The sequence below is a fragment of the Mariniluteicoccus flavus genome (assembly GCF_054776655.1).
In genome coordinates this window covers 61,627-84,762 of the sequence record NZ_BAAHBN010000002.1, presented here as the reverse complement: position 1 = coordinate 84,762, position 23,136 = coordinate 61,627, and the positions used below count along the sequence as shown (strand labels likewise).

Annotated in this window: 19 protein-coding genes and 2 tRNA genes; 8 read left to right on the top strand and 13 right to left on the bottom strand. The window is 70.2% G+C overall.

Going from position 1 to position 23,136, the window contains the following annotated elements; all coding sequences use genetic code 11:
• The first annotated feature begins 50 nt into the window (after nt 1-50).
• The 3 genes from ACYVAG_RS04355 to ACYVAG_RS04345 all read left to right on the top strand — a co-directional run bounded on the left by ACYVAG_RS04355 (nt 51) and on the right by ACYVAG_RS04345 (nt 3,225).
• The gene (locus ACYVAG_RS04355) at nt 51-920 is read left to right on the top strand and encodes an endonuclease domain-containing protein (RefSeq protein ID WP_460767061.1); all 870 of its coding nucleotides are present in this window, start codon (nt 51-53) and stop codon (nt 918-920) included.
• Between the two features lie 120 nt (nt 921-1,040).
• A complete protein-coding gene (locus ACYVAG_RS04350) occupies nt 1,041-1,442 on the top strand; it encodes a globin (RefSeq protein WP_460768024.1) in 402 nt (133 codons plus the stop codon).
• 49 nt (nt 1,443-1,491) lie between these two features.
• Entirely contained in the window at nt 1,492-3,225 is a 1,734-nt protein-coding gene (locus ACYVAG_RS04345) for a glycoside hydrolase family 13 protein (protein ID WP_460767058.1), read from the top strand.
• Between the two features lie 62 nt (nt 3,226-3,287).
• Here the strand turns inward: ACYVAG_RS04345 and ACYVAG_RS04340 are convergent, their stop codons facing one another.
• Complete coding sequence (locus tag ACYVAG_RS04340; protein ID WP_460767056.1) at nt 3,288-4,142, bottom strand: acyl-CoA thioesterase; 855 nt, start codon at nt 4,140-4,142, stop codon at nt 3,288-3,290.
• 7 nt (nt 4,143-4,149) lie between these two features.
• Complete coding sequence (locus ACYVAG_RS04335) at nt 4,150-6,003, bottom strand: AMP-dependent synthetase/ligase (protein WP_460767053.1); 1,854 nt, start codon at nt 6,001-6,003, stop codon at nt 4,150-4,152.
• Nucleotides 6,004-6,290: 287 nt separating this feature from the next.
• Here ACYVAG_RS04335 and ACYVAG_RS04330 point away from each other — a divergent pair, with 287 nt between their 5' ends.
• Genes ACYVAG_RS04330 through ACYVAG_RS04320 form a run of 3 tightly spaced genes read left to right on the top strand, consistent with a single transcriptional unit; the run spans nt 6,291 to nt 10,006 of the window.
• Nucleotides 6,291-6,749: a MarR family winged helix-turn-helix transcriptional regulator gene (locus ACYVAG_RS04330; RefSeq protein WP_460767051.1), complete on the top strand. Its 459-nt coding sequence runs from the start codon at nt 6,291-6,293 to the stop codon at nt 6,747-6,749.
• Nucleotides 6,750-6,776: 27 nt separating this feature from the next.
• The gene (locus tag ACYVAG_RS04325; RefSeq protein WP_460767048.1) at nt 6,777-9,611 is read left to right on the top strand and encodes an FAD-binding and (Fe-S)-binding domain-containing protein; all 2,835 of its coding nucleotides are present in this window, start codon (nt 6,777-6,779) and stop codon (nt 9,609-9,611) included.
• An 8-nt stretch (nt 9,612-9,619) separates the two neighbouring features.
• Nucleotides 9,620-10,006: a hypothetical protein gene (locus ACYVAG_RS04320; protein WP_460767046.1), complete on the top strand. Its 387-nt coding sequence runs from the start codon at nt 9,620-9,622 to the stop codon at nt 10,004-10,006.
• Between the two features lie 16 nt (nt 10,007-10,022).
• Here ACYVAG_RS04320 and ettA read toward each other — a convergent pair whose 3' ends face one another.
• The 3 genes from ettA to ACYVAG_RS04305 are packed head-to-tail and all read right to left on the bottom strand — an operon-like array spanning nt 10,023 to nt 13,769.
• Nucleotides 10,023-11,705 (bottom strand): energy-dependent translational throttle protein EttA, encoded by a 1,683-nt coding sequence (ettA, locus tag ACYVAG_RS04315; protein WP_460767043.1) that lies wholly within the window; start codon nt 11,703-11,705, stop codon nt 10,023-10,025.
• Between the two features lie 59 nt (nt 11,706-11,764).
• Nucleotides 11,765-13,240, bottom strand: coding sequence for a serine hydrolase domain-containing protein (locus ACYVAG_RS04310; RefSeq protein WP_460767040.1), 1,476 nt, complete (start codon nt 13,238-13,240; stop codon nt 11,765-11,767).
• A 34-nt stretch (nt 13,241-13,274) separates the two neighbouring features.
• The gene (locus ACYVAG_RS04305; protein WP_460767038.1) at nt 13,275-13,769 is read right to left on the bottom strand and encodes an ArsR/SmtB family transcription factor; all 495 of its coding nucleotides are present in this window, start codon (nt 13,767-13,769) and stop codon (nt 13,275-13,277) included.
• 156 nt (nt 13,770-13,925) lie between these two features.
• On the opposite strand from ACYVAG_RS04305, the gene ACYVAG_RS04300 reads away from it, so the two are divergent.
• Nucleotides 13,926-14,414 carry a single-stranded DNA-binding protein gene (locus tag ACYVAG_RS04300; RefSeq protein WP_460767035.1) on the top strand — a complete coding sequence of 163 codons (489 nt, stop codon included), beginning with the start codon at nt 13,926-13,928 and terminating at the stop codon, nt 14,412-14,414.
• Nucleotides 14,415-14,531: 117 nt separating this feature from the next.
• Here ACYVAG_RS04300 and ACYVAG_RS04295 read toward each other — a convergent pair whose 3' ends face one another.
• The 5 genes from ACYVAG_RS04295 to ACYVAG_RS04275 all read right to left on the bottom strand — a co-directional run bounded on the left by ACYVAG_RS04295 (nt 14,532) and on the right by ACYVAG_RS04275 (nt 20,416).
• Complete coding sequence (locus ACYVAG_RS04295) at nt 14,532-16,163, bottom strand: P-loop NTPase family protein (RefSeq protein ID WP_460767032.1); 1,632 nt, start codon at nt 16,161-16,163, stop codon at nt 14,532-14,534.
• Complete coding sequence (locus tag ACYVAG_RS04290) at nt 16,150-18,162, bottom strand: GTPase family protein (protein ID WP_460767029.1); 2,013 nt, start codon at nt 18,160-18,162, stop codon at nt 16,150-16,152. Before ACYVAG_RS04290 ends, ACYVAG_RS04295 begins: the two co-directional genes overlap by 14 nt.
• Before the next feature lie 8 nt (nt 18,163-18,170).
• Nucleotides 18,171-19,616, bottom strand: coding sequence for a PrsW family intramembrane metalloprotease (locus ACYVAG_RS04285; protein WP_460767026.1), 1,446 nt, complete (start codon nt 19,614-19,616; stop codon nt 18,171-18,173).
• A 62-nt stretch (nt 19,617-19,678) separates the two neighbouring features.
• Entirely contained in the window at nt 19,679-20,311 is a 633-nt protein-coding gene (gene orn, locus ACYVAG_RS04280; protein WP_460767023.1) for an oligoribonuclease, read from the bottom strand.
• A gap of 29 nt (nt 20,312-20,340) precedes the next feature.
• A tRNA-Arg gene (locus ACYVAG_RS04275) sits at nt 20,341-20,416 on the bottom strand.
• A 218-nt stretch (nt 20,417-20,634) separates the two neighbouring features.
• Here ACYVAG_RS04275 and ACYVAG_RS04270 point away from each other — a divergent pair.
• A tRNA-His gene (locus ACYVAG_RS04270) sits at nt 20,635-20,707 on the top strand.
• Between the two features lie 65 nt (nt 20,708-20,772).
• Here ACYVAG_RS04270 and ACYVAG_RS04265 read toward each other — a convergent pair.
• The 3 genes from ACYVAG_RS04265 to ACYVAG_RS04255 are packed head-to-tail and all read right to left on the bottom strand — an operon-like array spanning nt 20,773 to nt 23,101.
• On the bottom strand, nt 20,773-21,708 hold the full coding sequence (locus ACYVAG_RS04265; protein WP_460767020.1) for a carbohydrate ABC transporter permease: 936 nt from the start codon (nt 21,706-21,708) through the stop codon (nt 20,773-20,775).
• A 5-nt stretch (nt 21,709-21,713) separates the two neighbouring features.
• Nucleotides 21,714-22,688 (bottom strand): carbohydrate ABC transporter permease, encoded by a 975-nt coding sequence (locus ACYVAG_RS04260; protein WP_460767018.1) that lies wholly within the window; start codon nt 22,686-22,688, stop codon nt 21,714-21,716.
• A complete protein-coding gene (locus tag ACYVAG_RS04255; protein WP_460768049.1) occupies nt 22,685-23,101 on the bottom strand; it encodes a hypothetical protein in 417 nt (138 codons plus the stop codon). Before ACYVAG_RS04255 ends, ACYVAG_RS04260 begins: the two co-directional genes overlap by 4 nt.
• Nucleotides 23,102-23,136 lie beyond the last annotated feature (35 nt).

Below are 23,136 nucleotides of genomic sequence, written 5' to 3'. Positions count from 1 at the left end.
GTGCTGGCCGTCGGCGGCAGGTTCGTGCGCTTCGCCGCCATGGTGCGTTCATGGAACTCCATGACCTCCTCCGCCCCGGACAACCGCTCCGCGTCCCCCGCTCATCACCTCATCGGTCGGTGGTGGCCCGGCTCGTACGCGAGGGCTCGCTGACCCGCGTACTCCCCGGCACCTACCTCCGCACCGCAGATGCCGAGCGTCCGGCCGCGCTCGCGAGGGCCCTGCACGCGTGCGACTCCACCGCAGTGCTGACTGGCCGCAGCGCGGCCGCGCTGCACCTGACCCGCGGACGCTGGAGCCTTCCGTTGGAATGCACCTCGTCCCGACAGTGGTCGGCGGACCTCCCCTGGCTGCGGCCCACGCGGGGGACGATCCCGCCGGAGCTGGTGATCTGCCATCCCGTTCCCCACGTCGATGTGCCCACCGCGGCCCTCCAGATCGCCACCCTCGAGGGCCCCACGATCATCGACCGCGCCCTGAAGAAGCGCATGGTCACTCCCGAGTCACTTGAACGCGCCGTTCTCGCCCTGGCGCACACCCAGGGCAATGCCGAACGACGACGCATCGTGGCCGGATCGGTCCAACGCCCCTGGTGTCCGGGCGAGCGCGAGTTCCACGCATTGCTGCGGCGGGCCCGGATCGACGGCTGGGTGGGCAACCGCCAGGTGGTCGCGCAGGGGACGTGCTACGTCATCGACGTCGCGTTCGACGAGCTCCGCTTCGGCATCGAGGTCGACGACTGGGAGACCCACAGCGGTCCGGGCGCCTTCGTGGACGACCGCGTACGCCACAACGAACTCACCGCGGCCGGGTGGATGCTGCTCCACCTGACCGAGGGCATGGTGCTGGGGAGGCCGGAGCGAACGATCCATTGGGTACGCCAGGGCCTGGCCGAAGCGCGACGCGTACGCGGGCTCTGATCCCCGTGGACGAATCAGGACGATCGGACCGCTCGGCCCCCGCGTACGCCCCCACACCACCGATCATCCTGATTCGTCCACAGTGCACCCTCCCGGACACCGCGTACGCTGGCCCCCGTGATGCCGACTCCCATGCCCACCGACCCGCGGGCCTTCTATGACGCCGTGGGCGGCCACGACACGTTCGTGCGACTGACGCGACGCTTCTATGAGGGCGTCGCGGCCGATGCGGAGTTCCGGGCGATGTATCCCGAGGAGGACCTCGGCCCGGCCGAGGAGCGGCTGCGGATGTTCCTGGAGCAATACTGGGGCGGCCCGACGACCTATCAGGAGCGCCGGGGCCATCCGCGCCTGCGCATGCGGCACGCCCCGTTCGTCATCACGCCCGCCTGGCGCGACACCTGGCTGCGCCACATGCGGACCGCGCTCGACGAGGTGGCGCTGGCGCCGGCGTACGACGCCGCGATGTGGGCCTACTTCCAGCGGGCGGCCGACGCGATGGTCAACGCGCACGAGTCCTGACCCTCCGGTAATGTCGGACGGGACACGCACCCGTCCCGAGGAATCCGCGATGACGCAGAGCACGACCCCGACCCGCACGTCCTTCACCGACCGCGACTGGTGGCGCTCGGCGGTGGTCTACCAGATCTATCCGCGCTCTTTCGCCGACGCGAACGGCGACGGCGTCGGCGACGTCCGCGGCATCATCGAGCGCCTCCCCCACATCGCCGGGCTCGGCGTCGACGCCATCTGGGTCTCCCCCTGGTATCCGTCGCCGCTGGCCGACGGTGGCTACGACGTCGCCGACTATCGCGACATCCACCCGGACTTCGGCACCCTCGCCGACGCCGACGAGATGATCACCCGGGCGCACGAGCTCGGCCTCAGGGTCATGATCGACCTCGTCCCCAACCACTGCTCCGACCAGCACCCGTGGTTCCAGGCCGCGCTGGCGGCCGGCCCTGGCTCCGAGGAGCGCGAGCTCTTCTGGTTCCGCGACGGCCGCGGCGACGGTGCGGCGACGCCGCCCACGAACTACGAGGCGGTCTTCGGCGGTTCGATGTGGCAGCGCGTTGTGGGCGAGGACGCACAGCCCGAGCAGTGGTACCTCCACATGTTCGACGTGACCCAACCCGACTGGAACTGGTTCAACCCGGCGGTGGCCGACGAGTTCGACGCGATCCTGCGCTTCTGGTTCGACCGCGGCGTCGACGGCTTCCGCGTCGACGTGGCCGACTCGATGGCCAAGGACGCCGACCTCCCCGACCTGCCGCTCGACCCCGAGACCGGGTTCGGCACGTCCAAGGACAAGCACCCCGGCGCGCCCCTGTGGGACGTGCACCCGCAGCTCGACGAGATCCACCGACGGTGGCGCGGCGTCGCCGACGAGTACGCAGACTCCGAGCTCGGCCCGCGCGTGTTCGTGTCGGAGGCCTACCTCGACCCGATCGAGCGGCTCGTGCGTTATGTCGAGCCCGGACGCCTCCACTCGACCTTCAACTTCGACCACCTGCTGTGTGAGTGGACCGCGGAGTCCCAGCGCCACGTCATCGACAACTCGCGGCGGGCCCACAAGCTCGTCGGCGCGCCCACGACCTGGGTGCTGTCGAACCACGACACCCCCCGCGTCGCGACCCGCTACGGCAAGCCGGAGACGGGCGTACGCTTCCTCGCCGACGGCATGGACCCGGCCCACGAGGGGCGCGAGTGGCACCACTATGCCGGGATGGACGTCGACCACGACCTCGGCCGTCGGCGCGCGCGGGCCGCAGCCCTGCTGGAACTGGCGCTACCAGGCGGCTGCTACGTCTACCAGGGCGACGAGCTGGGGCTCGACGAGGTCGAGGACCTGCCCGTCGAGGTCCTCCAGGACCCGACCTGGGAGCGGTCCAACCACACGGTGAAGGGGCGCGACGGCTGCCGCGTACCCATGCCCTGGCAGGGATCGCGCGCACCGTTCGGTTTCGGGGGCGATGCGGGTGACCCCTGGCTCCCCCAGCCGGAGCGCTGGGCCGGCCAGACGGTGGCCGACCAGGAGGACGACCCGAGGTCCCACCTGAACCTCTATCGGGCGGCGCTCGCCGAACGGCGCCGCAACCCCGCGCTCGGCGACGGCGATCTCGTGTGGGACGACGACGTCCCCGCGGGCGTGCTGTCGTTCACCCGCGAACCCGGATTCCGTGCTGTGGTGAACTTCGCCGACACGCCCTGGCCCATCCCCACCGGCGCGCGCGTGCTGGTCCACTCGGGCGACGAGACGTCCGGCGAGGTCGCGACCGACGAGGCGGTGTGGCTGGCGGTCTGACGGAGCGGGCTTCGACTCGCTGGCGCTCGCTCAGCCAACGCGACGCCTGGCGGCCTGAACGCTCACACCGTCCAGCGCGCCGCGTGCGTGGCGAAGGCGTCCGGCACCCGGGTCGGGCGCCCGTCGCGGTCGGCGCACACGAGCACCGTGCGGGCCCGGTGGAACACCTCGCCGGTGTCCTCGTCGACCACGTCACACGCGAGCGTCAGCGAGGTCGTCCCGACCTTCGCCACGACGGTCCGGGCCGCGTACGGCTCACGCCGGAATCGCAGCTGGGCAAGATAATCGACGTCCTGACGCACGACCAGCCACAGGTGGTCGGCCGAGCGTACGCCGCCGTCCGGATCGACGGCGTCCATCATCGCGATGCGCGCCTCCTGCACGTAGTCGTACGCCCGCACGTTGTTCACGTGGCCGTAGGAGTCGAGGTCGCCCCAGCGCACGCGGATGGGCTGCACATGGGCGTCGTGAGCGGCGGCGACGACCTTCGGGAGGTCACGCATCGGCTCCGCCGATTCCTGCAGGGACGCGAAATGGGCGCGCTCGTCCGGGGTCAGCCGACGGATGCGGTCGGCCTCGAGGTCGAACGGCACGAGGACCGTGCGCGCCCGCACGGCCACCGGTGCGTCGGCGACGTCACCGTCGCCGACGACGAGCTCGTACGCCAGCGAGAACCGCGCCGCGCCGAGGGCGTCGACCACGACGCGGGCCCGCACGCGCTCCCCGTGGTTGACCGGTCGCAGGTATTCGACGCGGTGGCCGGCGACGACCACGCCGCCGCCCAGCATGGCCGCATTGGGCCCGGAGAGCAGGAGCTCGGTGCGGGCCTCCTGCAGGTATTCGACGAAGGTCGCGTTGTTGATGTGGGACTGGGCATCCATGTCACCCCACCGGGTGGGGATGTCGAAGACGGGCAACGGTCGATCAGTCTTCCTTGTCGTACAGCGATTCCACGAGGTGGGCGTACTTCTCGGCGACCTGGCCGCGCCGGATCTTCAGCGAAGGCGTCGTGGTGCCGTCGTCGACGTTGAGCTCGCCCGGCAGGATCGCGAATCGCTTCACCGTCTCCCACCGCTCGAGGCGCTCGTTGGCGACGTCGACATAGCGCTGCACCATCGCCCTGGTCTCGTCGTGCTCGAGCAGGTCGGCGTCCGACAGCGCCTTCAGCGAGCCGCCCGCGTGGTGGTCGGCCCAGCCGCGCAGCGACTCGGGGTCGAGCGAGATGAGCGCGGAGACATATTTGCGGCCCTCGCCGTACGCGACCACCTGCGAGATGTAGGGGCAGTTCGCGACGAGCGCACCCTCGACCTTCTGGGGGGCGACGTATTTGCCACCCGAGGTCTTGATGAGGTCCTTCTTGCGATCGGTGATGCGCAGGTTGCCGTCGGCGTCGAGCTCGCCGATGTCGCCCGTGTGCATCCACCCGTCGGTGAAGATCTCGTCGTTCAGCTCGGGCAGGTTGTGGTAGCCCTTCATGATGCCGGGGCCCTTGACCAGGACCTCGCCGTCCTCGGCGATGCGGCAGGTCGTGCCGGGCATCGTCTGGCCGACGCTGCCGAACACCGGCTCCCGCGGGTCGTTCAGGAACGTGACGGCGGACGTCTCGGTCATGCCGTAGCCCTCGAACACGAGGATGCCGGCCGCGAAGAACCAGTCCTGCACCTGCTTGCTGAGCTTCGCCGAGCCCGACACCATGAAGCGCAGGTTTCCGCCCAGCTTCTCCTTCAGCTTGGAGAAGACGAGCTTGTCGGCCAGCGCGTACTGGGCCGCGAGCGCCTTCGGCATGGGCCGGCCATCGAGGCGGTAGGGAATCGACTGGTGGCCCACGTGGAAGGCCCAGCGTGCGATCTTGTTCTTCACACCGGTGGCGCTGCTCATCATCACCTTCGCGCGGACCTTCTCAAAGATGCGCGGGGCGCCGGCCATCCAGGTCGGGCGGACGGTGCCGAGGTTCTCGACGATGCGCTCGATCCGTCCGTCGACCGCGGTGGTGAAGCCGATCTGGAGCTGGATGGCGACCAGGCACTTGCCGAACACGTGCGAGAGCGGGAGCCACAGATAGTGGACGTCGTCGGCGTCGAGCAGGTCGAACACCTCGACCGAGCGACCTTCGTAGGCCCACGCATCATGGGTCAGACGCACGCCCTTGGGGCGCCCCGTGGTGCCAGAGGTGTAGATGAGCGTCGACAGCGACTCCGGCTCGGTCGCCGCGATCGCGTCGCGCACCGCCTCGGGGTGCTCCGCCAGGTAGGCCGCCCCCAGCTCACGGAAGGCCTGCCACGAATGGACCTTGTCCATCTCGGAGTCACCGTCGATCATCACGACGCCCAGGAGGCTGTCGAAGATCTCCTCATGGCGCAGCAACTTCTGGAGCTGCTCACCGTCCTCGATGATGGCGATGCGGGAGTCGGAGTCGTCGAGGATGAACGAGAAGTCGTCGTGCTGCGTCGTGGGGTAGACCGTCGTGGTGGCGCCACCCGCACACATCACCGCGAGGTCCGCGAGGATCCACTCGATGCGGGTCGTCGACGCGATGGCGACGCGCTCCTCCTGCTGGAGACCGAGCGCGAGCATGCCGGCGGCGAGGTCGTGGGTGATCTCCCCCACCTGCCGCCACGTCAGGCGCTGCCACTGCTCGTTGGCGTCGGGGTAGCGGAACGCCTCACGGTCACCGTTCTCGTCGAGGCGCCGCTGGAGCATCGCGCCGACGCTCCTGGCCCTGTCGTCCAGCAGCGCGTCAAGCGTGCTCCGGTCGGGAAGGTGCTTGTCGACTCTCATGGGTCCTCCGAATCGTGCGCGGCGCCGGCGCTGGCGTGCCGCAAGGTTACTTGAGTCTCGTCCAGTTGAGACTGACCTGGCCACGACCGATGGGCGACTGTGACCTTCGGCACAGGCTACTGGTCAGTACGCAGTCTGGCCAGCCACGTCCGCACCTTGTGACACTTGACCCACTGACCATAATCGAAGAGCAGGCGCGCCACCTCGGGGGAATTGGGCGGCACGCCTGCTCGTCCCAGAACGTAACACCGAACTATTGAAACTTCAACACCCCGTAGGATGTGTCCGTGGTGGAACGTGTCAAGGCTCGCTGGCTGAACCAGGAACAGCAGCGCATCTGGAGGACCTACCTGCTTGCCGCAGCGCGGATCAACGAGGTCCTCGATTCCGACCTGCGCGGTTTCGGGATCGACCTGGGCGAGTACGAGATCCTCGTGTGCCTGGAGGAGGCGCCCGAGCGGCGCCTGCGCATGTCGGACCTCGCCGCCCGCGTCCACCAGTCGCGCTCCCGCCTGACCCATACGGTCGCCCGCATGGAGAAGCAGAACCTCGTCGAACGCATCTCGTGTGGCGATGACCGGCGTGGCGTGTGGGCCCACCTGACCCCCACCGGTTTCGAACTGCTGCGCTCGGCCGCCCCGACCCACGTGGAGAGCGTGCGCCGCATCTTCGTCGAGGCCGTGGGCGCCGACGACTTCCGAGCCATCGGGCGGGCCTTCCAGTCGGTGCTGGACGTGGACGTCTGACCTCGGCCCGTTTGGCAGACTGACCCCATGAGCGCCCTCGACTCCCCCACCGCGTACGCCCCCTCGACCGGCGGGAGCGCCGCGGCGCTGGCGGTCCGGGCCGAACGCGACCTCGCCGGCGTCGTGGACAGTTCGGCCCTCGTGCGGGCGCTGTACGCGTCCGACGCCTCGCTCTATCGCGTGCCGCCCGCCATGGTGGGATTCCCCAGGACGCGCGCCGAACTCGAATCCCTCGTCGACCTCGCGCGCGAGACGGCGACCCCGATCACCGCCCGCGGAGCCGGCACCTCGTGCGCGGGAAACGCCGTCGGGCCGGGGCTCGTGATCGATCTGAGACGCCACCTGAACGCCGTGCTGGCGATCGACCCGGTGTCGCGCACAGCGACGGTCCAGCCGGGCGTGGTCCAGGCCGCGCTGCAGAAGGCCGCCGCCCCCCACGGCCTGCGCTTCGGCCCTGACCCGTCCACCCACACCCGCTGCACCATCGGCGGCATGGTGGGCAACAACGCCTGCGGCCCGCGCGCCATGGGATACGGGCGCACCGCCGACAACGTCGTCTCGCTGGACGTCGTGTGCGGCAACGGCGAGCGGCTCACCGTCACCTCGGGCCAGCCGGCGCCCGACTCCCCCACGCTCGACCGGCTGCGGACGCTCGTCGACGAGAACCTCGCACTGATCCGCACCGAGTTCGGCCGCTTCGGGCGCCAGGTGTCCGGCTATTCCCTCGAGCATCTCCTGCCCGAGAACGGATTCGACGTCGCTCGCTTCCTGTCCGGGACCGAGGGCACCCTCGTCACCATGACCGAGGTGACCGTACGCCTGGTCGCCGACGCCCCCCACAAGGCGATGGTGGCGCTGGGCTACGCCACCATGGCCGACGCGGGCGATGACGCCGTCGTGCTGGCCCGCCACCGACCCACCGCGGCCGAGGGCATCGATCGACGCATCGTCGACGTCGTGGCGAAGGCGAAGGGGCCGGCGGCCGTGCCGCCGCTGCCCGCGGGCGACGGGTGGATGTTCGTCGAGCTCGTCGACGACGACCCCGTCCGCCTGCGCGAGCGCGCCGACGCCCTCCTCGCCGATGCCAACCCGCTCGAGGGTCGGGTGGTCGACGACCCCGCCGAAGCCCTTGCCCTGTGGAAGATCCGCGAGGACGGCGCCGGTCTGGCCGGCGTCTCACTGGAGCGGCCCGCGTACGGCGGGTGGGAGGACGCGGCCGTCCCGCCGGAGAAGCTGGGTGCCTACCTGCGCGACTTCGACGCCCTGCTGCGCAAGCACTCCCTGCAGGGGCTGCCCTACGGTCACTTCGGCGACGGCTGCGTGCACTGCCGCATCGACTTCCCGCTCGACGCCGACGGTGGATCCCAGGCGTACAAGGCTTTCGTGGAGGAGGCGGCCGAACTCGTCGCGGGCTATGGCGGCTCGATGTCCGGCGAGCACGGCGACGGCCGCGCGCGCTCGGCGCTGCTGCCGAAGATGTATTCACCCCAGGCCATCGCCCTGATGGGGCGGGTCAGGGAGATCTTCGACCCGGCCAACCTCCTCAACCCCGGCGTGCTGGTCGACCCCCGCCCGGTGGACGCCGACCTCCGCGTGCCGCAGCTCCGGCGCACCCCCCTGTTCCGCAGCGATCCCGTCTTCGTCGAGCAGGTCCACCAGTGCTCGGGTGTCGGCAAGTGCCTCGCCGACACCACCGCCTCGGGCGGCATCATGTGCCCGAGCTATCAGGCCACCGGCGACGAGAAGGACTCGACCCGGGGTCGCGCGCGCGTGCTGCAGGAGATGGTGAACGGCGACATCGTGCAGGGCTGGGACTCTCCCGAGGTCCACGAGGCGCTCGACCTCTGCCTGTCCTGCAAGGGATGCCACCGCGACTGTCCCACCGGCATCGACATGGCCGCGTACAAGTCCATCGCCCTGGACAAGGCGTACGCGGGCCGGCCGCGTCCCCGCTCCCATTACGCGCTCGGCATGCTGCCTCGATGGGGCCGCCTCGTCTCGCGGCTGCGCCTCGGTCCGCTGGTGAACCTCGCCGGCGTGGTTCCCGGCGTACGCAACGTCCTGAAGTGGGGCGCGGGGGTCGACCAGCGGCGATCCCTTCCCCGCTTCGCCTCCGGGCGCAACAGCGCCACTGCGCAGGCGCCCGCCGCCTCCGGGACGCCCGTGGTCGTCTGGGTCGACTCGTTCTCCGACTGCTTCGAGCACGAGGGCCTGCAGGCCATGCTCGACGTGCTGGTGGGTGCGGGCTTCGCCCCGCGGTTCCTCGACCAGCAGGCCTGCTGCGGCCTGACGTGGATCTCCACGGGCCAGCGCGAGGGTGCCCGCAAGCAGTTGCGGCACGCCCTCGACATCCTTCATCCGCTGGTGGAACAGGGAATCCCGGTCATCGGTGTCGAGCCGTCCTGCCTGGCCGTGTGGCGCACCGACGCCCTCGAGCTGCTGCCCGACGACGCACGGGTGCCGCAGGTCGCCGCCGGCATCCTCACGCTCGCCGAACTGATCGGACGCGTGGCCGACCTGCCGCTCCCCGACCTCACGGGCCGCACCGTCGTCGCCCAGCCCCACTGCCACCACGCGTCCGTCCTCGGCTGGAAGACCGATGAGGCCCTGCTGAAGCGCACGGGGGCCACCGTCGTCACCGTCGGCGGGTGCTGCGGCCTCGCCGGCAACTTCGGCGTGGAGGAGGGCCACTACGAGGTGTCGGTGAAAGTGGCGGAACACGACCTGCTGCCGGCGGTGCGGGCCGCCGGACCGGACGCCATCATCCTGGCCGACGGGTTCTCGTGCCGCCTCCAACTCGAGGAACTCGAGGGGCGCAGCGCACTGACCCTCGCGGAACTGCTGGCCGGCAAGGGAATCTGAGCATCCACGTGGCTCGACGGAGCGACGGCTGGTGGCACCGCATCGTCGTCAGGGCCGAGTTCCGCCCCGACGACACGGTGTTGCTCGGGCGTGGTGGCGACGCGAAGGTGCAGGACTTCGAGCACGACGGCGGGTGGATGCGCGCGCTCTATTGGACGCAGATCGCGTTCTGGTTGGTGTTCGCCCTGCCGATGGCGGTCGGCATGCCGATCGTCGGCCTCGCCGCGGTGGGGCTGCGCATGCCACCGTTCCACGCGTCGTTCGGCGCCACCGCCCTGTCCTACCTCTGGCGCATTCCGCTGGCGCTGTTCACCCTGGGGCTGAGCGGCGTACTCATCTGGCAGTGGCTGACCATCACGGCCTTCCTGCGGTTCTGGCGCGCCCGGCGTCGCTGACGGGCGCGCCGCCGACTCAGTCGCGCGTCAGGCGGCGGTGTGTCGTCGCGTGGGGACGCGCGGCCTCGGCACCCAGCCGCTCGATCTTGTTCTTCTCGTAGTCGGCGAAGTTGCCCTCGAACCAATACCACTTCGCCTGGTTCTCGGAATCGCCTTCCCACGCGAGGATGTGGGTGGCCACGCGGTCGAGGAACCAGCGATCGTGGGAGATCACGACGGCGCAGCCGGGGAACTCGAGCAGGGCATCTTCGAGCGACTGCAGGGTCTCGACGTCGAGGTCGTTGGTCGGCTCGTCGAGGAGCAGCAGGTTGCCGCCCATCTTCAGCGTCAGCGCCAGGTTCAGGCGGTTGCGCTCGCCGCCCGACAGCACGCCCGAGGGCTTCTGCTGGTCGGGGCCCTTGAAGCCGAACGACGCCACATAGGCGCGCGATGGGATCTCGAAGTTCGCGACCTTGATGTGGTCGAGCCCGTCGGAGACGACCTCCCACACGTTCTTCTTCGGGTCGAGGCCACCGCGACTCTGGTCGACATAGGAGATCGACACGGTCTTGCCGAGTTCGAGCGAACCCGAGTCGGGCTGTTCCTCGCCGATGATCATCTTGAACAGCGTCGACTTGCCGACGCCGTTGGGGCCGATGATGCCGACGATGCCGGACCGCGGCAGGTCGAAGTCCAGTCCGTCGATGAGCGTCCGGTCGCCGAAGCCCTTGTGGAGGTCGTCGACCTTCAGCACGTCGGTGCCGAGGCGGGGGCCCGGCGGGATGTTGATCTCCGACACGTCGAGCTTGCGGTTGCGCTCGGCCTCGGCGGCCATCTCCTCATAGCGGGCGAGGCGCGCCTTGTTCTTGGCCTGGCGGGCCTTCGGGCTCGAGCGCACCCACTCGAGCTCCTGTTCGAGGATCTTGGCGCGCTTGGCGTCCTTCTGGCCCTCGACCTGGAGGCGCTTGCGCTTGGTCTCGAGATAGGTCGAATAGTTGCCCTCGTAGGGGTGGAGGCGACCGCGGTCGATCTCGCAGATCCACTGGGCGACGTTGTCGAGGAAGTAGCGATCGTGCGTCACGGCGAGGACGGCGCCCGGGTAGGCCTTCAGGTGGCCCTCCAGCCAGTTCACCGACTCGGCGTCGAGGTGGTTGGTGGGCTCGTCGAGCAGCAGGAGGTCGGGCTGCTGCAGCAGCAGCTTGCACAGCGCGACGCGGCGGCGCTCGCCGCCCGAGAGGACGTCGACGATCGCGTCCGGCGGCGGGCAGCGCAGGGCGTCCATGGCCTGCTCGAGCTGGGAGTCGACGTCCCAGGCGTTGGCGGCGTCGAGGTCGGTCTGGAGGTCACCCATCTCGGCCATCAGCGCGTCGAAGTCGGCGTCGGGATCGGCCATCAGCTCGCCGATCTCGTTGAACCGGTTCATCTTCGCCTTGATCTCGCCGACGGCCTCCTCGATGTTCTCGAGCACCGTCCTGCCCTCGGTCAGCGGCGGCTCCTGCAGCAGGATGCCGACCGTCTTCCCCTTGCCGAGCTGGGTGTCGCCGTTGTTGGCCTTCTCGAGGCCGGCCATGACCTTGAGCATCGTGGACTTGCCGGCGCCGTTGGGGCCGACGACGCCGATCTTGGCGCCCTCGTAGAACGACATGGTGACGTTGTCGAGAATCACCTTGTCACCGACCGCCTTGCGGACGTTGGACATGGTGTAGACGAACTCTGGCATGGAGCCTCAACCTTCGCGGTAGACGTGCATTTCGAAGCGCGCCCCAGTATGCCAGCCCGTCACCCCACCACGAGCGCGAGCACGAGGGCGACCACGAGCGCCGACGTGGTCACGGCGAGCCACGCGCGTACGCGACCCGGTCCGGTCCACGGCAGCCGCGGCGACTGCAGGATCCCCGCGACGACACCCCCGACGAGCACGCCGGCGAGGGCGCCGACCACGGCGCTCGGGATCGTGTCCCACGGACCGAGTCGCCAGGTCACGAGCAACACACCGGCGGCGCTCAGCGCGGGCTCGATCCAGCGGGTCCGCGACCGCGGTCGCAGCAGTCTGCCGATGAGCTGGGCGGCCATGAGGACCGAGGCGACCACCAGGGCGTACCCCACCCAGGGCACGTCCGGTCTGTCGGTGTTGGGCTTCCCCGTGAGGAGCGCGTTCGCCCCCGACTCCGGCCCCCGCCTGGACGTTCCGAGCATGACGACGGCGGATTTCGCGGCCGGGTCGAGCACCATCATGCTGGCCGAGCCGCCCGTGCTGCCGTTGTGCCAGACGAGGCGCCGGCCGTCGGTCTCGCGGTTCATCCAGAACAGGCCGATGCGCTGTTTGCCGGCGGGCGCGCGCGGGTCGAGCGCCTCCATGCCGGGCGCACGTCCCTCCAGGATCGCTTGGGCGAACTTCCCCATGTCGGCGGCGGTCGTCCAGCTGCTCGCCCCTGCGGGCGCGTCGCCCGGGCTGGTCCACGGGTCTGCGGGAAGGCCGTTGGTCGAGCGCCCCTGCGCCGCGTCGCCCGGCACCTCGGCGTCGGTCGTCGCGATGGTCGTGGCCGTCATGCCGAGCGGCTCGAACAGGCGTACGCGGGCGAGCGACGCCCAGTCCGGCTGGCGCGCCGCGGCGGCGAGCGCGTGGCCGAGCAGCGAGGCGCCGACGTTGGAGTACGCGTACTCCCCCGGTTTCGTCAGCGTCATGGTGCGCGCCTCGGTGACGAGCCGGTCGCGCGTGTAGCCGTCGAAGGGGTCGTTCAACGCGACGTTGTGCTTGAGGACTGACGGGAGCCTCGACAGCGGCTCCCGTGGCAGGCCCGAACGCTGGGTCGCGAGCGCCTCGAGCGTGACATTCCCGGCGGGGGTGCCCCTGAGCTCGGGGAGGTGCTTCTCGAGGGGGTCGGCGTACGCCACCTCCCCCCGGGCCACGGCGTCGGCGAACAGGTGGGCGGTGAAGGTCTTGGTGATCGATCCGGGCTCGAACCGCCCGCGCTGCGGGCCGAGCGTCGCGGTGGTGACGCGCCCGCCGCGCACCTCGGCGACGTCGACGGAATCGAAGCCGCGGGGGTCGCCGAGCGCGGCGCGCGCCCGGGCGGCGAGGGTGGGATCGCCGTTCTCGCCGCGCAACTGGCCCAGGGACGTCAGCGGCACCAGCCAGGCCGCGAGGAGACCGAGCGCGAGCCCCACGGCCACCAGGGGCCAGACGAAGCGGGTGGGGACCCGGGACGCGGTCGTCGCGGATCGGGTGTCGGCGGGCTGGGGGTGGGTCGACATCGTTCCTCCTTCTTTTCGGGGTGGGGCGCGGAGCTCACTCGGGGCGAGCCGCGAGCAGGCTGACGAGCAGGGGGACGACCCGCCGGGCTGGGACCTCGTAGGTGCCCCGGGACCGGTGCACCAGCCAGCCGGCAGCCACGAGGATGCGCAGGTGGTGGTGGATCTGGCCGGTGCTCCCGAGCGATTCCTGGGCTGCGAGCTCGGCGGTCGTCCGCACGCCGGAGAACACCAGTTGCAGCAGGCGCAGGCGGGCGGGGTGCCCCAGCGCGTCGAGGACGGGCGCGAGCTCCGACCAGTCGACCTCGGCGAGTTGGTCGGCGGTGTTCCCGAACTGCCACTGCACCCGCCCCTGACCCGGCACCTCGAGGGATCCCGCATAGACGACAGCTCCGTCGGGGTGGCGCTGCTGGACGCCCTCGAGCGCCCAGAACTGCTCGGGGTCGGGCGTGGCGGACGGGGCACGCGTGGGCGCGTGAGCCAACGCGGCCACCGCCTGCTCGAGCGCGGCGACGCGATCTTCGAGGGTCATGACCACGAATATACGTAACTACGTCTTTTCGATCAAGAGGAGTTGTCCACAGGCGGGGACCATCGCGAAGCGCTGTCCACAGGTGGCCCCTCGCCGTGACGCGTTCTCCGCATCCGCCGCCATGGTTGCCGCAAGGACTCCCGAAAGGACAACACCATGGAACCCCTGGTCACGATGACCGGCCGCGTCGGCCACTCCCCCGACCTCCGCACGACCCGCAACGGCGTCGAGTGCACCCACTTCCGCCTGGCCCACACGCCGCGCATCCCGCGCGACGGCGGCTGGGTGGACGGCGAGACCACCTGGGTCACGGTGCAGTGCTACCGCCAGTTGGCGGCGAACGTCTGCCGCAGCATCCGCCGGGGCGACCCGGTCGTCGTGACGGGGCGCCTCAGCGTCGCCGCGTGGGTCGACGAACAGACCAACGCCCAGCGCGAGTCGATCACGATCGACGCCCGCTCGGTCGGCCACGACATGGCGTTCGGCAGCACCCACTTCACCCGCGTGAAGCCCGAGAAGGCCGAGGAGGGTGAGGAGGCGGAGGAGTCCGGCGAAGGCGCCGAGGCCACTGCCGACAGCGAGGCGTCCGGACTCAGCGTGGTGCCGGACTCCCCCGCCGACCTGGTGACGCCGTCACCGTTCTGAGCACCCCGCGGGCCTCGCTCGGACGACGTGGTCCGAGCGAGGCCCCTCTCCGGAACGTTCTCCGAGCGAGGCCCCACTCCGGAACGTTCTCCGAGCGAGCGCCAGCGAGACGAGGAGTTACTTCCGCAGCACCTGCGCCAGGCTGGTCCGCACCAGCTCATAGCGGTCGATCTCGGCGTTCACAGGCCGCAGGATGCGCTCCTGCGTGACGCCGGCGATCGAGTCGGTGAGCGCCTGGCGCGCCTCGCGCTGCTTGGCGCGGGCGCCGACCTCGACCCCCACCCGGGCCAGGACGGCCAGCACCACGCCGGCGAGAGCTCCGCCCACGAGCAGGACCAGGGGTGCGGGCAGGTCCCACAGCCTGACGTCGGGCAGCGGCGGCATCTGCAGATAGAGCATCACGAAGGCGACTCCGAGCCACAGCAGGCCCGCGATGGCCGTGAGGAAGAACAGCCACTGGAGCACCGTGACGACCTTCCACCACCCGCGGCCCCGGTCGAGACCGAGGTCGGTGGTGGCGATGGCCCGATCGAGCTGGTCGGGGATGTTCGCCTCGTTGGCACGGGATGCGCCCCGGATCGCGGTCGCCCAGCCCTTCGGCAGCCCCTGCGCCACCTCGTCGGACAGGTCACGCACCGCCGAGTCGACGCGGGCCTGCTGCACCGTCGTCGTGGAGGGCAGTGACGTCCGGGACACGCGCGCCGGATCGATCTCCTTGCGGCCCCCACCCACGCCTAGGCGGTCGAGGTGGAGGCGACGCAGCGGGTCGGGGCGGAACCGGGCGACCCAGGCGAGCACCGGCCATCCCGTGGCGATGCCACCGCGATGGCGCCACGCGTTGCCGACCGCCTCGGCGACGACGGGGACGCCCGCTGCGGTGGCGAGCGCCCCGTTCAGCCGACGTGCGGCGTCCTTCGAGACGCGGTCGGCCTCCGCCGTGCCCGACTCGCGGGACAACTCGGCCGCCGCCTCCCGCACGTCGGTCTCGAGCCGCCTCGCCATCATCTGCTTGTCGGCCGCGCGCCGGACGAGCCGTCGGCGCAGGTCCTCGATCCCCTCACCCGTCCGGGCACTCACGGCGGCGATCTCGGCCTTCCCGAGCCCCTCGGAGTCGAGGAGGCGCCGCAGGTCACGCAGCGCCGCATCACGGGCCGGCTCGTCGAGACGGTCGACCTGGTTGAGGACGACCATCATCACGTCGGCGTACGCCGCCAGCGGCTTCAGATAGCGGTCGTGAAGGGCGGCGTCGGCGTACTTCTGGGGATCGACGATCCACACCAACATGTCGACCAGCGGCACGAGGCGGTCCACCTCCTGGCGATGGGCCATCTCGGTCGAGTCGTGGTCGGGCAGGTCGATCAGCACCATGCCCTCGAGGCCGGCGGCGTAGTCGTCGCCCGGCTCGAGCGCGTGGCGGTTCGGGATCTGGAGGAACTCGATCAGGTCGTCGGCCGCGTCGGCCCCGAACGTCACGGCCATGGCTTTCGAGGTGGTGGGTCGCTTCACTCCCGGGTCGGCGAGCTCGGTGCCGGAGACCGCGTTGAACGTCGTCGACTTGCCCGATCCCGTCGCGCCGCCGATGGCGACGACGGTCGCGTCTCCCGACACCTCAAGGCGCCGTCCGGCGCGCTCCACCACCTGGAGCGCGCGCGCCACCGGCTCGGGCTCGACCCGCCCGTTGGCGTTCTCGGCTGCCTCCCGGAGCGCGCGCAGGCGCGTGCCGAGGTCCTTGCGGTCAGCGCGCGCCACGGCCGGGTCCTTCCTCGACGATCTCCGCATCCACGATGTCGGGGGTCTCCTCGTCGGCCGGGGCGGACGAGCCGTACGCCCGCTCGAACGGGTTGGAGCGCACGGGCTCCGTCCCGTACGCGGGCGCGCCCGGCCGGGCCTCCAGCTCTCGGGCCGGGGCGATCGGCTCCGCCTGCGGCGCCGCAGGCGCGGCGATCTCGGCGGGGTCGCCGTAGCCGGGGGCCGCATGGGACGGGGTCTGCACGACCTCGATCGCCGACTGCTCGCCGCCCGAGAGCATCGTCTGGGTGGTGGCCGTGGGCAGGCCCTCGCGACGGGCGGTGTCGACCTCGGCGGTCGCGCGGCGGATCGCCTCGGCGCGCTCCGGCTCGACCTGCAGCCCGTCCAACAGCGCGTGGTAGCGGCGCAGCTCGGCTGCCATCAGGGCCTCGACCCGCGCATCCAGGTCGTCCTTGGCGCGCTTGGCGAGCCTGCGTACGGCGTCGTCACCGAACACGGCCTCGAGCGCGCGCTGCGCCAGGACCGAGGTTCCTCCCGCGACGCCGACCTCGGCGCCGGTGAGGCCACCGGTGTAGGCGAACACCACGATCATCAGGGCCAGGCCGATCGTGTTCACCCCCAGGGCGAGGAAGCGGGCCTGGGATCGCTTCTCCATGCCCTGGTCGGAGACGAGGTCGAGCACGGCTCCCTGCCAGTCGCGGATGACCCTGGCCGCCTCGGGCGCGAAGTCGCGCGACGAGCGCGACAAGTCCTCACGGCTGCGCGTCAGCAGCTCACGACCGGCCGGGTTGGCGCGCCACGCGGCCTCGGCACGCTCGGCCGCGGCCTCGCCCTCCTCGCGGAGCAGTGCCTCGAGCCCCGACTCGACGGCGACGGTGACCTTGTCGACCTCCTGCGGGCGGCCGCGCAGCGCGCCCATCACCTTGTCGCGCAGCCAGCCGACCTTCTCGTCGAGGGCGCGGAAGAACTCGCCGGTGCCGACGAAGTCGTGCCAGCGCTGCAGCACCTCGCCGCGCAACAGCGTTCCGTCGGCGGTCTGGACGTTGATCGAGCGGGCACCCTCGGCGTACGCCTTGTCGGCATCCGCGCGCAACTGGGCCAGCGTCGCCTCCTGGTCGTCGATGGCGTCGGCGAGGGCCGGCGTACGCCCGACCAGCGCGGCGATCGCGCCGTCGAGGGTCTGGAAGACGACCGCCTGGCGCGAGTTCGCGTCGTGGGCCAGCGTCGCGAGCCACGAACGGATCGGTGACACGGCCGCGTCGGGCAGCAGGCCCTCGGCGTCCACGGCGGTCTCCGGCACGGCGAACAGCGGTGAGTTCCCGAGCCCGCGCTGGGTCATCATCTGGCCGAGGTGGGGCGGGATCTCCCGCATCGCGGCGGGGGGAATGCGGTCGAGGACCACGGCCACGGCGGCCGAGCGCTCGGCGGCGTGGAGCAGGAACTCCCACGGCACGGCGTCGGCGTAGCGCGCGGCCGAGGTGACGAACAGCCAGAGGTCGGCCGCGGCGAGGAGCTGGGCCGCCAGCCGTCGGTTCTCCTCGACGACCGAGTCGACGTCGGGCGCGTCGAGCACGGCCAGGCCCCGAGGCAGCGTGGGCTCGGCCACGAGCTGGATCGAGCCCTGGTCGTTGGACGGCCGCGTCGTGCGAGCCAGTCCCGGGAGGATGCGGTCGCTCTCGAACCACGGGGCGTCGGCCGGGTGGTGGATCAGCACCGGGGCCTTGGTCGTCGGGCGGATGACCCCGGGGTTCGTGACCCGTCGACCGACCAGCGAGTTGACCAGCGTCGACTTGCCGGCGCCGGTCGAGCCGCCGACCACTGCAAGGAGCGGGGCCTCGATGGTGGCCAGCCGCGGGAGGATGTAGTCGTCGAGCTGGGCGGTGATCTCGCGGCGCGCCTTGACCTGTTCGGCGGCGCCGGGGAGCGCCAGGGGCAACTCCACGGGAGCGACCGCGTCGCGCAGTCTCGTCAAGGCGTCCTGCACGGGGCTGCCGCTCATCGGGTCTCCTAGCTGCCGGGTGGTCCCCAGGCAGGGTTGACTGCGGTGGTCCGGGCCTGCTGGCCCGGGGCACCAGATCCTAGCGGGGCCGGGTAGGTGCCGCCGAGACCCGCCGGTCCGGGATAGGCCGGGGGTGCCCAGTCCTCCACCGGCCGCGGATCGCGTTGCCACGGATAGCGCGTCTTCGGCCACGGCTCGACGATGGCGCGCCCGCGCAGGTCGCGGGCCCTGAACAGCAACTGCTTCTCGTGGACCCAGCCGGCCTGGTCGACCAGGCCACGGGCCATCGAGTCGCGCAGGTAGGCCAACTCGGTCAGCGTGCGCTGCATCGTCCAGGTCGAGATGATCCGCCCTGCCCACAGCGCCTGCCACAGGACACGGATGCGGGTGGAGATGCGCGAGACGTTCTCGGGATCGGACTCCTTGAGCCAGCCCATGCGGTGGTAGTCGGTGAGCCGCGCCGCGATGAGGCGCTTCTCGGTGAAGACCTGGCGCACGGTGTGGACGGCGAGGGCGATGGCCATCGGGTAGGCCACGAGGATGAGCGGCACCAAGAGCATCTGCTCCGGCATGCCGGACGAGGCCATGCCGTTGAAGAGCATGTGCAGGAGGGCCGCCGCGAGGAAGCCGACGAGCGGGGCGAGGACGCGCACGGTCTTCGATCGCGCGCGCATTGCGATCGCCAGACCGATGCCGGTCAGGCACGTGAACAGGGGATGCGCGAAGAACGTCAGGACGCCGCGGCGGATGAACAGTTCGTGCATCATCTCCGCCGGGTCGCCCGCGCCCGTGGTCTGCGCGGCCGCGCGATAGACGCGCCCGTAGTAGAGGATGTTCTCGGTGAACGCGAAGGCCGCACCGGACAGGCCCGCGAGCGCGATGCCGCTCAGCCGGCTCACCCAGCGATAGCGCAGCAGGATCGCCAGGAAGAACAGGATGGTCGCCTTCGTCGACTCCTCGACGAACGGGGCCACGAACACCGCCGCGCGCGCGGCGGTCGCGGGGTCACCGTTGCCCTGGATGGCGAGATGGCGTGCCGCCTCGGTGTTGAGGAGCATCGACAGGTAGGTCGAGATGCAGCCGCCCCAGCCCAGAGTGACGAGCCAGATCCAGAACCGCATCGGGCGGAAACGGTCGGCCCAGACGAACAGGATCGTCAGCGGGATCAGGCTGATCACCGCATATTTCGCCGCGGGCACGATCGCCTCGGTGCCGAGCCCGATCAGCGTGCCCCCGGGAACCTTCTGGTCGGGCACGACCTGGCGATACATCAACCACAGGCACAGGGCCTCGACGAGGAGGAGGGCGAGCGTCAGCCAGGTCCACTTCGAGCGCAGCATCCGCTCGGGCCACGACCTCCCCGGCTTCGGGGACAGCGGCAGGTTCGACCGCGACAGGGCACGGCGCAGGGACGAGTCCTGCAGGTCCGGCGTGTTCGTGGCGGCGTGCTGCATGCGGGCCAGCGTACTAGCGGGCCGGGTTCTGTCCGCCACGTCGCCAGATCGCGTACGCGGGCTCAGCCGGCGGTCACGTCGGGCGTGGCACCGGTCAGTGCGCCCTGGTGGCGCGCGGCGACCTCGCGGCACGCGTCGGTCGAGGGACCGGGTGCGGGCACAAGCATCGCCTCGCGGTAGTAGCGCAACTCCTCGATCGACTCCTGGATGTCGGCGAGCGCGCGGTGGTTCCCCGACTTCGCCGGGGTGTTGTAGTAGACCCGCGGGAACCAGCGCCGGGCGAGCTCCTTGAACGAGCTCACGTCGACGTTGCGGTAGTGGACGTGCTGCTCGAGCTCCGGCATGTATGCCGCCAGGAACGTGCGGTCGGTGCCGATGGTGTTCCCGGCCAGCGGGGCCTTGCGCGCCTCGGGCACGTGCTGACGGACGTACGCCAGGACCTGCTCCTCCGCCTCGCGGAGGCCGATGCCCTGGTCGAGCGCGGCGAGCAGGCCCGACTTGCGGTGCATCTCGCGGACGAAGTCGCCCATCTTCTCCAGCGCCTCGGGCTCCGGCTTGATGAGGATGTCGACCCCCTCGCCCAGCACGTTCAGTTCGGCGTCGGTGACGAGCGCCGCGACCTCGATCAGGGCATCACCGCCCGCCAGGTCGAGGCCGGTCATCTCGCAGTCGATCCACACCAGGTTGTCGCTCACGACGTGTGAGCCTAGCCGGGTTGGATCGGTGGCGCCCCCACCAGGACTCGAACCTGGGACCGACAGATTAGAAGGCTGCTGCTCTATCCGCTGAGCTATGGAGGCCTGCGGAGCAGTGTAGCGACCACGTTCTCCGAGCGAGCGCAGCGAGACGAGGAGCCCACCAACCACGTTCTCCGAGCGAGCGCAGCGAGACGAGGAACCCAGCCAACCAACGTTCTCCGAGCGAGCGCAGCGAGACGAGGAGCCCCACCCCCGATCTGATTTCCCACACCCGCACCTTTGTGGCTAGAATCGTTCGGTCGCTCCACGTGGGGCGCATGGTGGGTATAGCTCAGCTGGCAGAGCACCTGGTTGTGGTCCAGGGGGCCGCGGGTTCAAGTCCCGTTACTCACCCTGATGAACGAGACCGGCCCCAGCAAACGCTGGGGCCGGTCTCGTGTTCTCCGGGTGGACTGTGATCAGACCTTCATGCCACTGCCCAGGTCGGTCTGCATGTAGTAGCGTCGCAGCGAGAAGAACAGCGCCACGATCGGCATGATGTAGAGCAGCGCCCCCGCCGCCGTGAGGTTGTTCTGGGGGCGGCCACCGGGGTTCGGATAGCCGTCGGCCAGGCCCACCGCGAGGGTCGTGTTGTCCGACGTGAGCATCAGCTGCTGGGTGATGAAGTCGCCCCACGTGCCGCCGAAGCCGAGCAGGAAGCTCGTCACGAGGATCGGCTTCGACAGCGGGAGAAAGATGCCCCACCAGATGCGGAAGTAGGACGCCCCATCGAGGCGAGCCGCCTCCTGCATCTCCAACGGGATCGCCGCGAACTGCTGCCTGAACAGGAAGATCCTCCAGGCCGAGCCCGACACCCCCCACAGCACCCACGGCCAGTAGGTGCCGACCAGTCCCACCTTCGACATCATCAGGTAGGTCGGGATGAGCGTCACGATCGGCGGCATCATCATCATGCTCACGAGCACGCCGAACCAGAACGTCCGGGCCCATCCCTGCAGTCTCGCGAACCCGAAGGCCACGAACGACGAGCTGATCGTCGTGAGCGTCGCCGGCAGCAGCGACAGCACCGTCGAGTTCAGCGTCATCGCGACGAACGGGATCTCGGTCAAGGCGCCGCTGAAGTTCTCCCACTGCGGCGATCCCGGCAACCAGGCGATGGGCCAGGCCGACAGCTCCGCCGGGGTCTTCAGCGCCGCGAGGACGAGCCAGAGCAGGGGCGCCAGCATGACGATGCTGATGACCAGCAGGATGATGAAGACCGTACGCTCGACCCGCTTGGATGCGCTCCTGCGCTGCGGCGGGCGCACGGGTGCGCCGAGCTCCCCCGGGCGCTCGGCGACCTCGGTGTCACCGGTCCGCGAGCCGGTGCCGACCGTCTGTGTCGATTGCGTCATCGCACTCACCCCTTGCCCGGATCGGTGTTGTAGAACACGTGCTTGCCGGCGAACCTGAACGTCAGGAAGGTGATGATCAGGATCACGATCGTCATCAGCCACAGCATCGCCGAGGCGAAGCCATAACGGCTGTACGCGAAGTACTGCGCGTACACCTCCACCATGTAGATGCGGTTCTCCTCCGGCACGCCGCTGATGGCGGCCGGCCCGGAGACCGGCGACAGCAGCAGGGCCGGCACGAACGTCTGGAAGGCGCCGATGACGCCGGTGATCACCTGGAACAGGATGATCGGCGAGATCGACGGCAGCGTCACGGCGAAGAACGAGCTGAGTCGGCCGGCGCCGTCGATCTTGGCGGCGTCATAGAGCTCCTGGGGCACGTCCTGGAGCGCGGCGAGATTGAGCAGCACGCCGCCACCCACGCCCCAGGCCAGCACCACGATCAGCACGATGAACACGTTGGAGCCGCTGAACCAGTTGACGATCGGGAGGCCGACGGCCGACAGCATGCCGTTGATGGCGCCGGAATCCCTGTTGAACAACAGCTTCCAGACCAACGTCGCAGCGACCGCGGGGAGGATGGACGGCAGATAGACCAGGGTGCGGAACGTGGTGCTCAGCTTGACCTTGGTGTTGAGGAGCAGGGCCAGCCCCAGCCCGCCGATGATGCCGAACGGCACCAGGAACGCCGTCAGCACCAGGGTGCGGAGCATGGCCTTCCACGACTCGGGTGCCGTCATGACGTCCACGTAGTTCTGGATCCCCACCCACTTCCACTCCGGCGAGACACCGTCCCAGCTCGACAGGCTCATCGCGAAGGCATAGCCCAGCGGGAAGATCGTCAGGAGGACCAGGCCGATGAGCCAGGGTGAGATGAATCCGTAGAACGCCAGCGACTCGTTGCGTCGCTGCCGGCCCCGTCCCTTACGTCGCGTGGGGGCCGGCCGCTCCGCAGTGTCCTGCGCGAGCGCGGCGCTCACTGTCCCCGGCCCAGCAGTTCGTCGATGGCCGGGGTGATGGCCTTGATGTAGTCGTCGGCCTTCTTCGAGCCCGAGGCGACGGGCTTGAACTCGCGGGACAGGATCGAGTTGATGGCAGCGAGCTGGGCGTACGGCGAATACTGCAGCACCTTCTGGTTCGGCAGCTCGGCCTTGGTCGCCTCCAGCGCCTGCTTCTGGAACGGCTGGGCCGTCGGGAGCTGGGAGTCGAGATCGGTGATGGCGGGAAGGCCCCATCCCTTCGTGGCGCGGGTCTTGGCATCCTCACCGCCGCAGTGGAACTCGAGGAAACGGAAGGCCTCGTCCTTCTTCTTGGTCTTGGCAGGAATCCAATAGCCGGTGGCACCGAAGGTCGCGGCGACCTTCTGGGGGCCGAACGTGGCCGTCGGCGCCATGCGGGCGACCGGCGGGTGTCCCCGGCCTCCTTGCC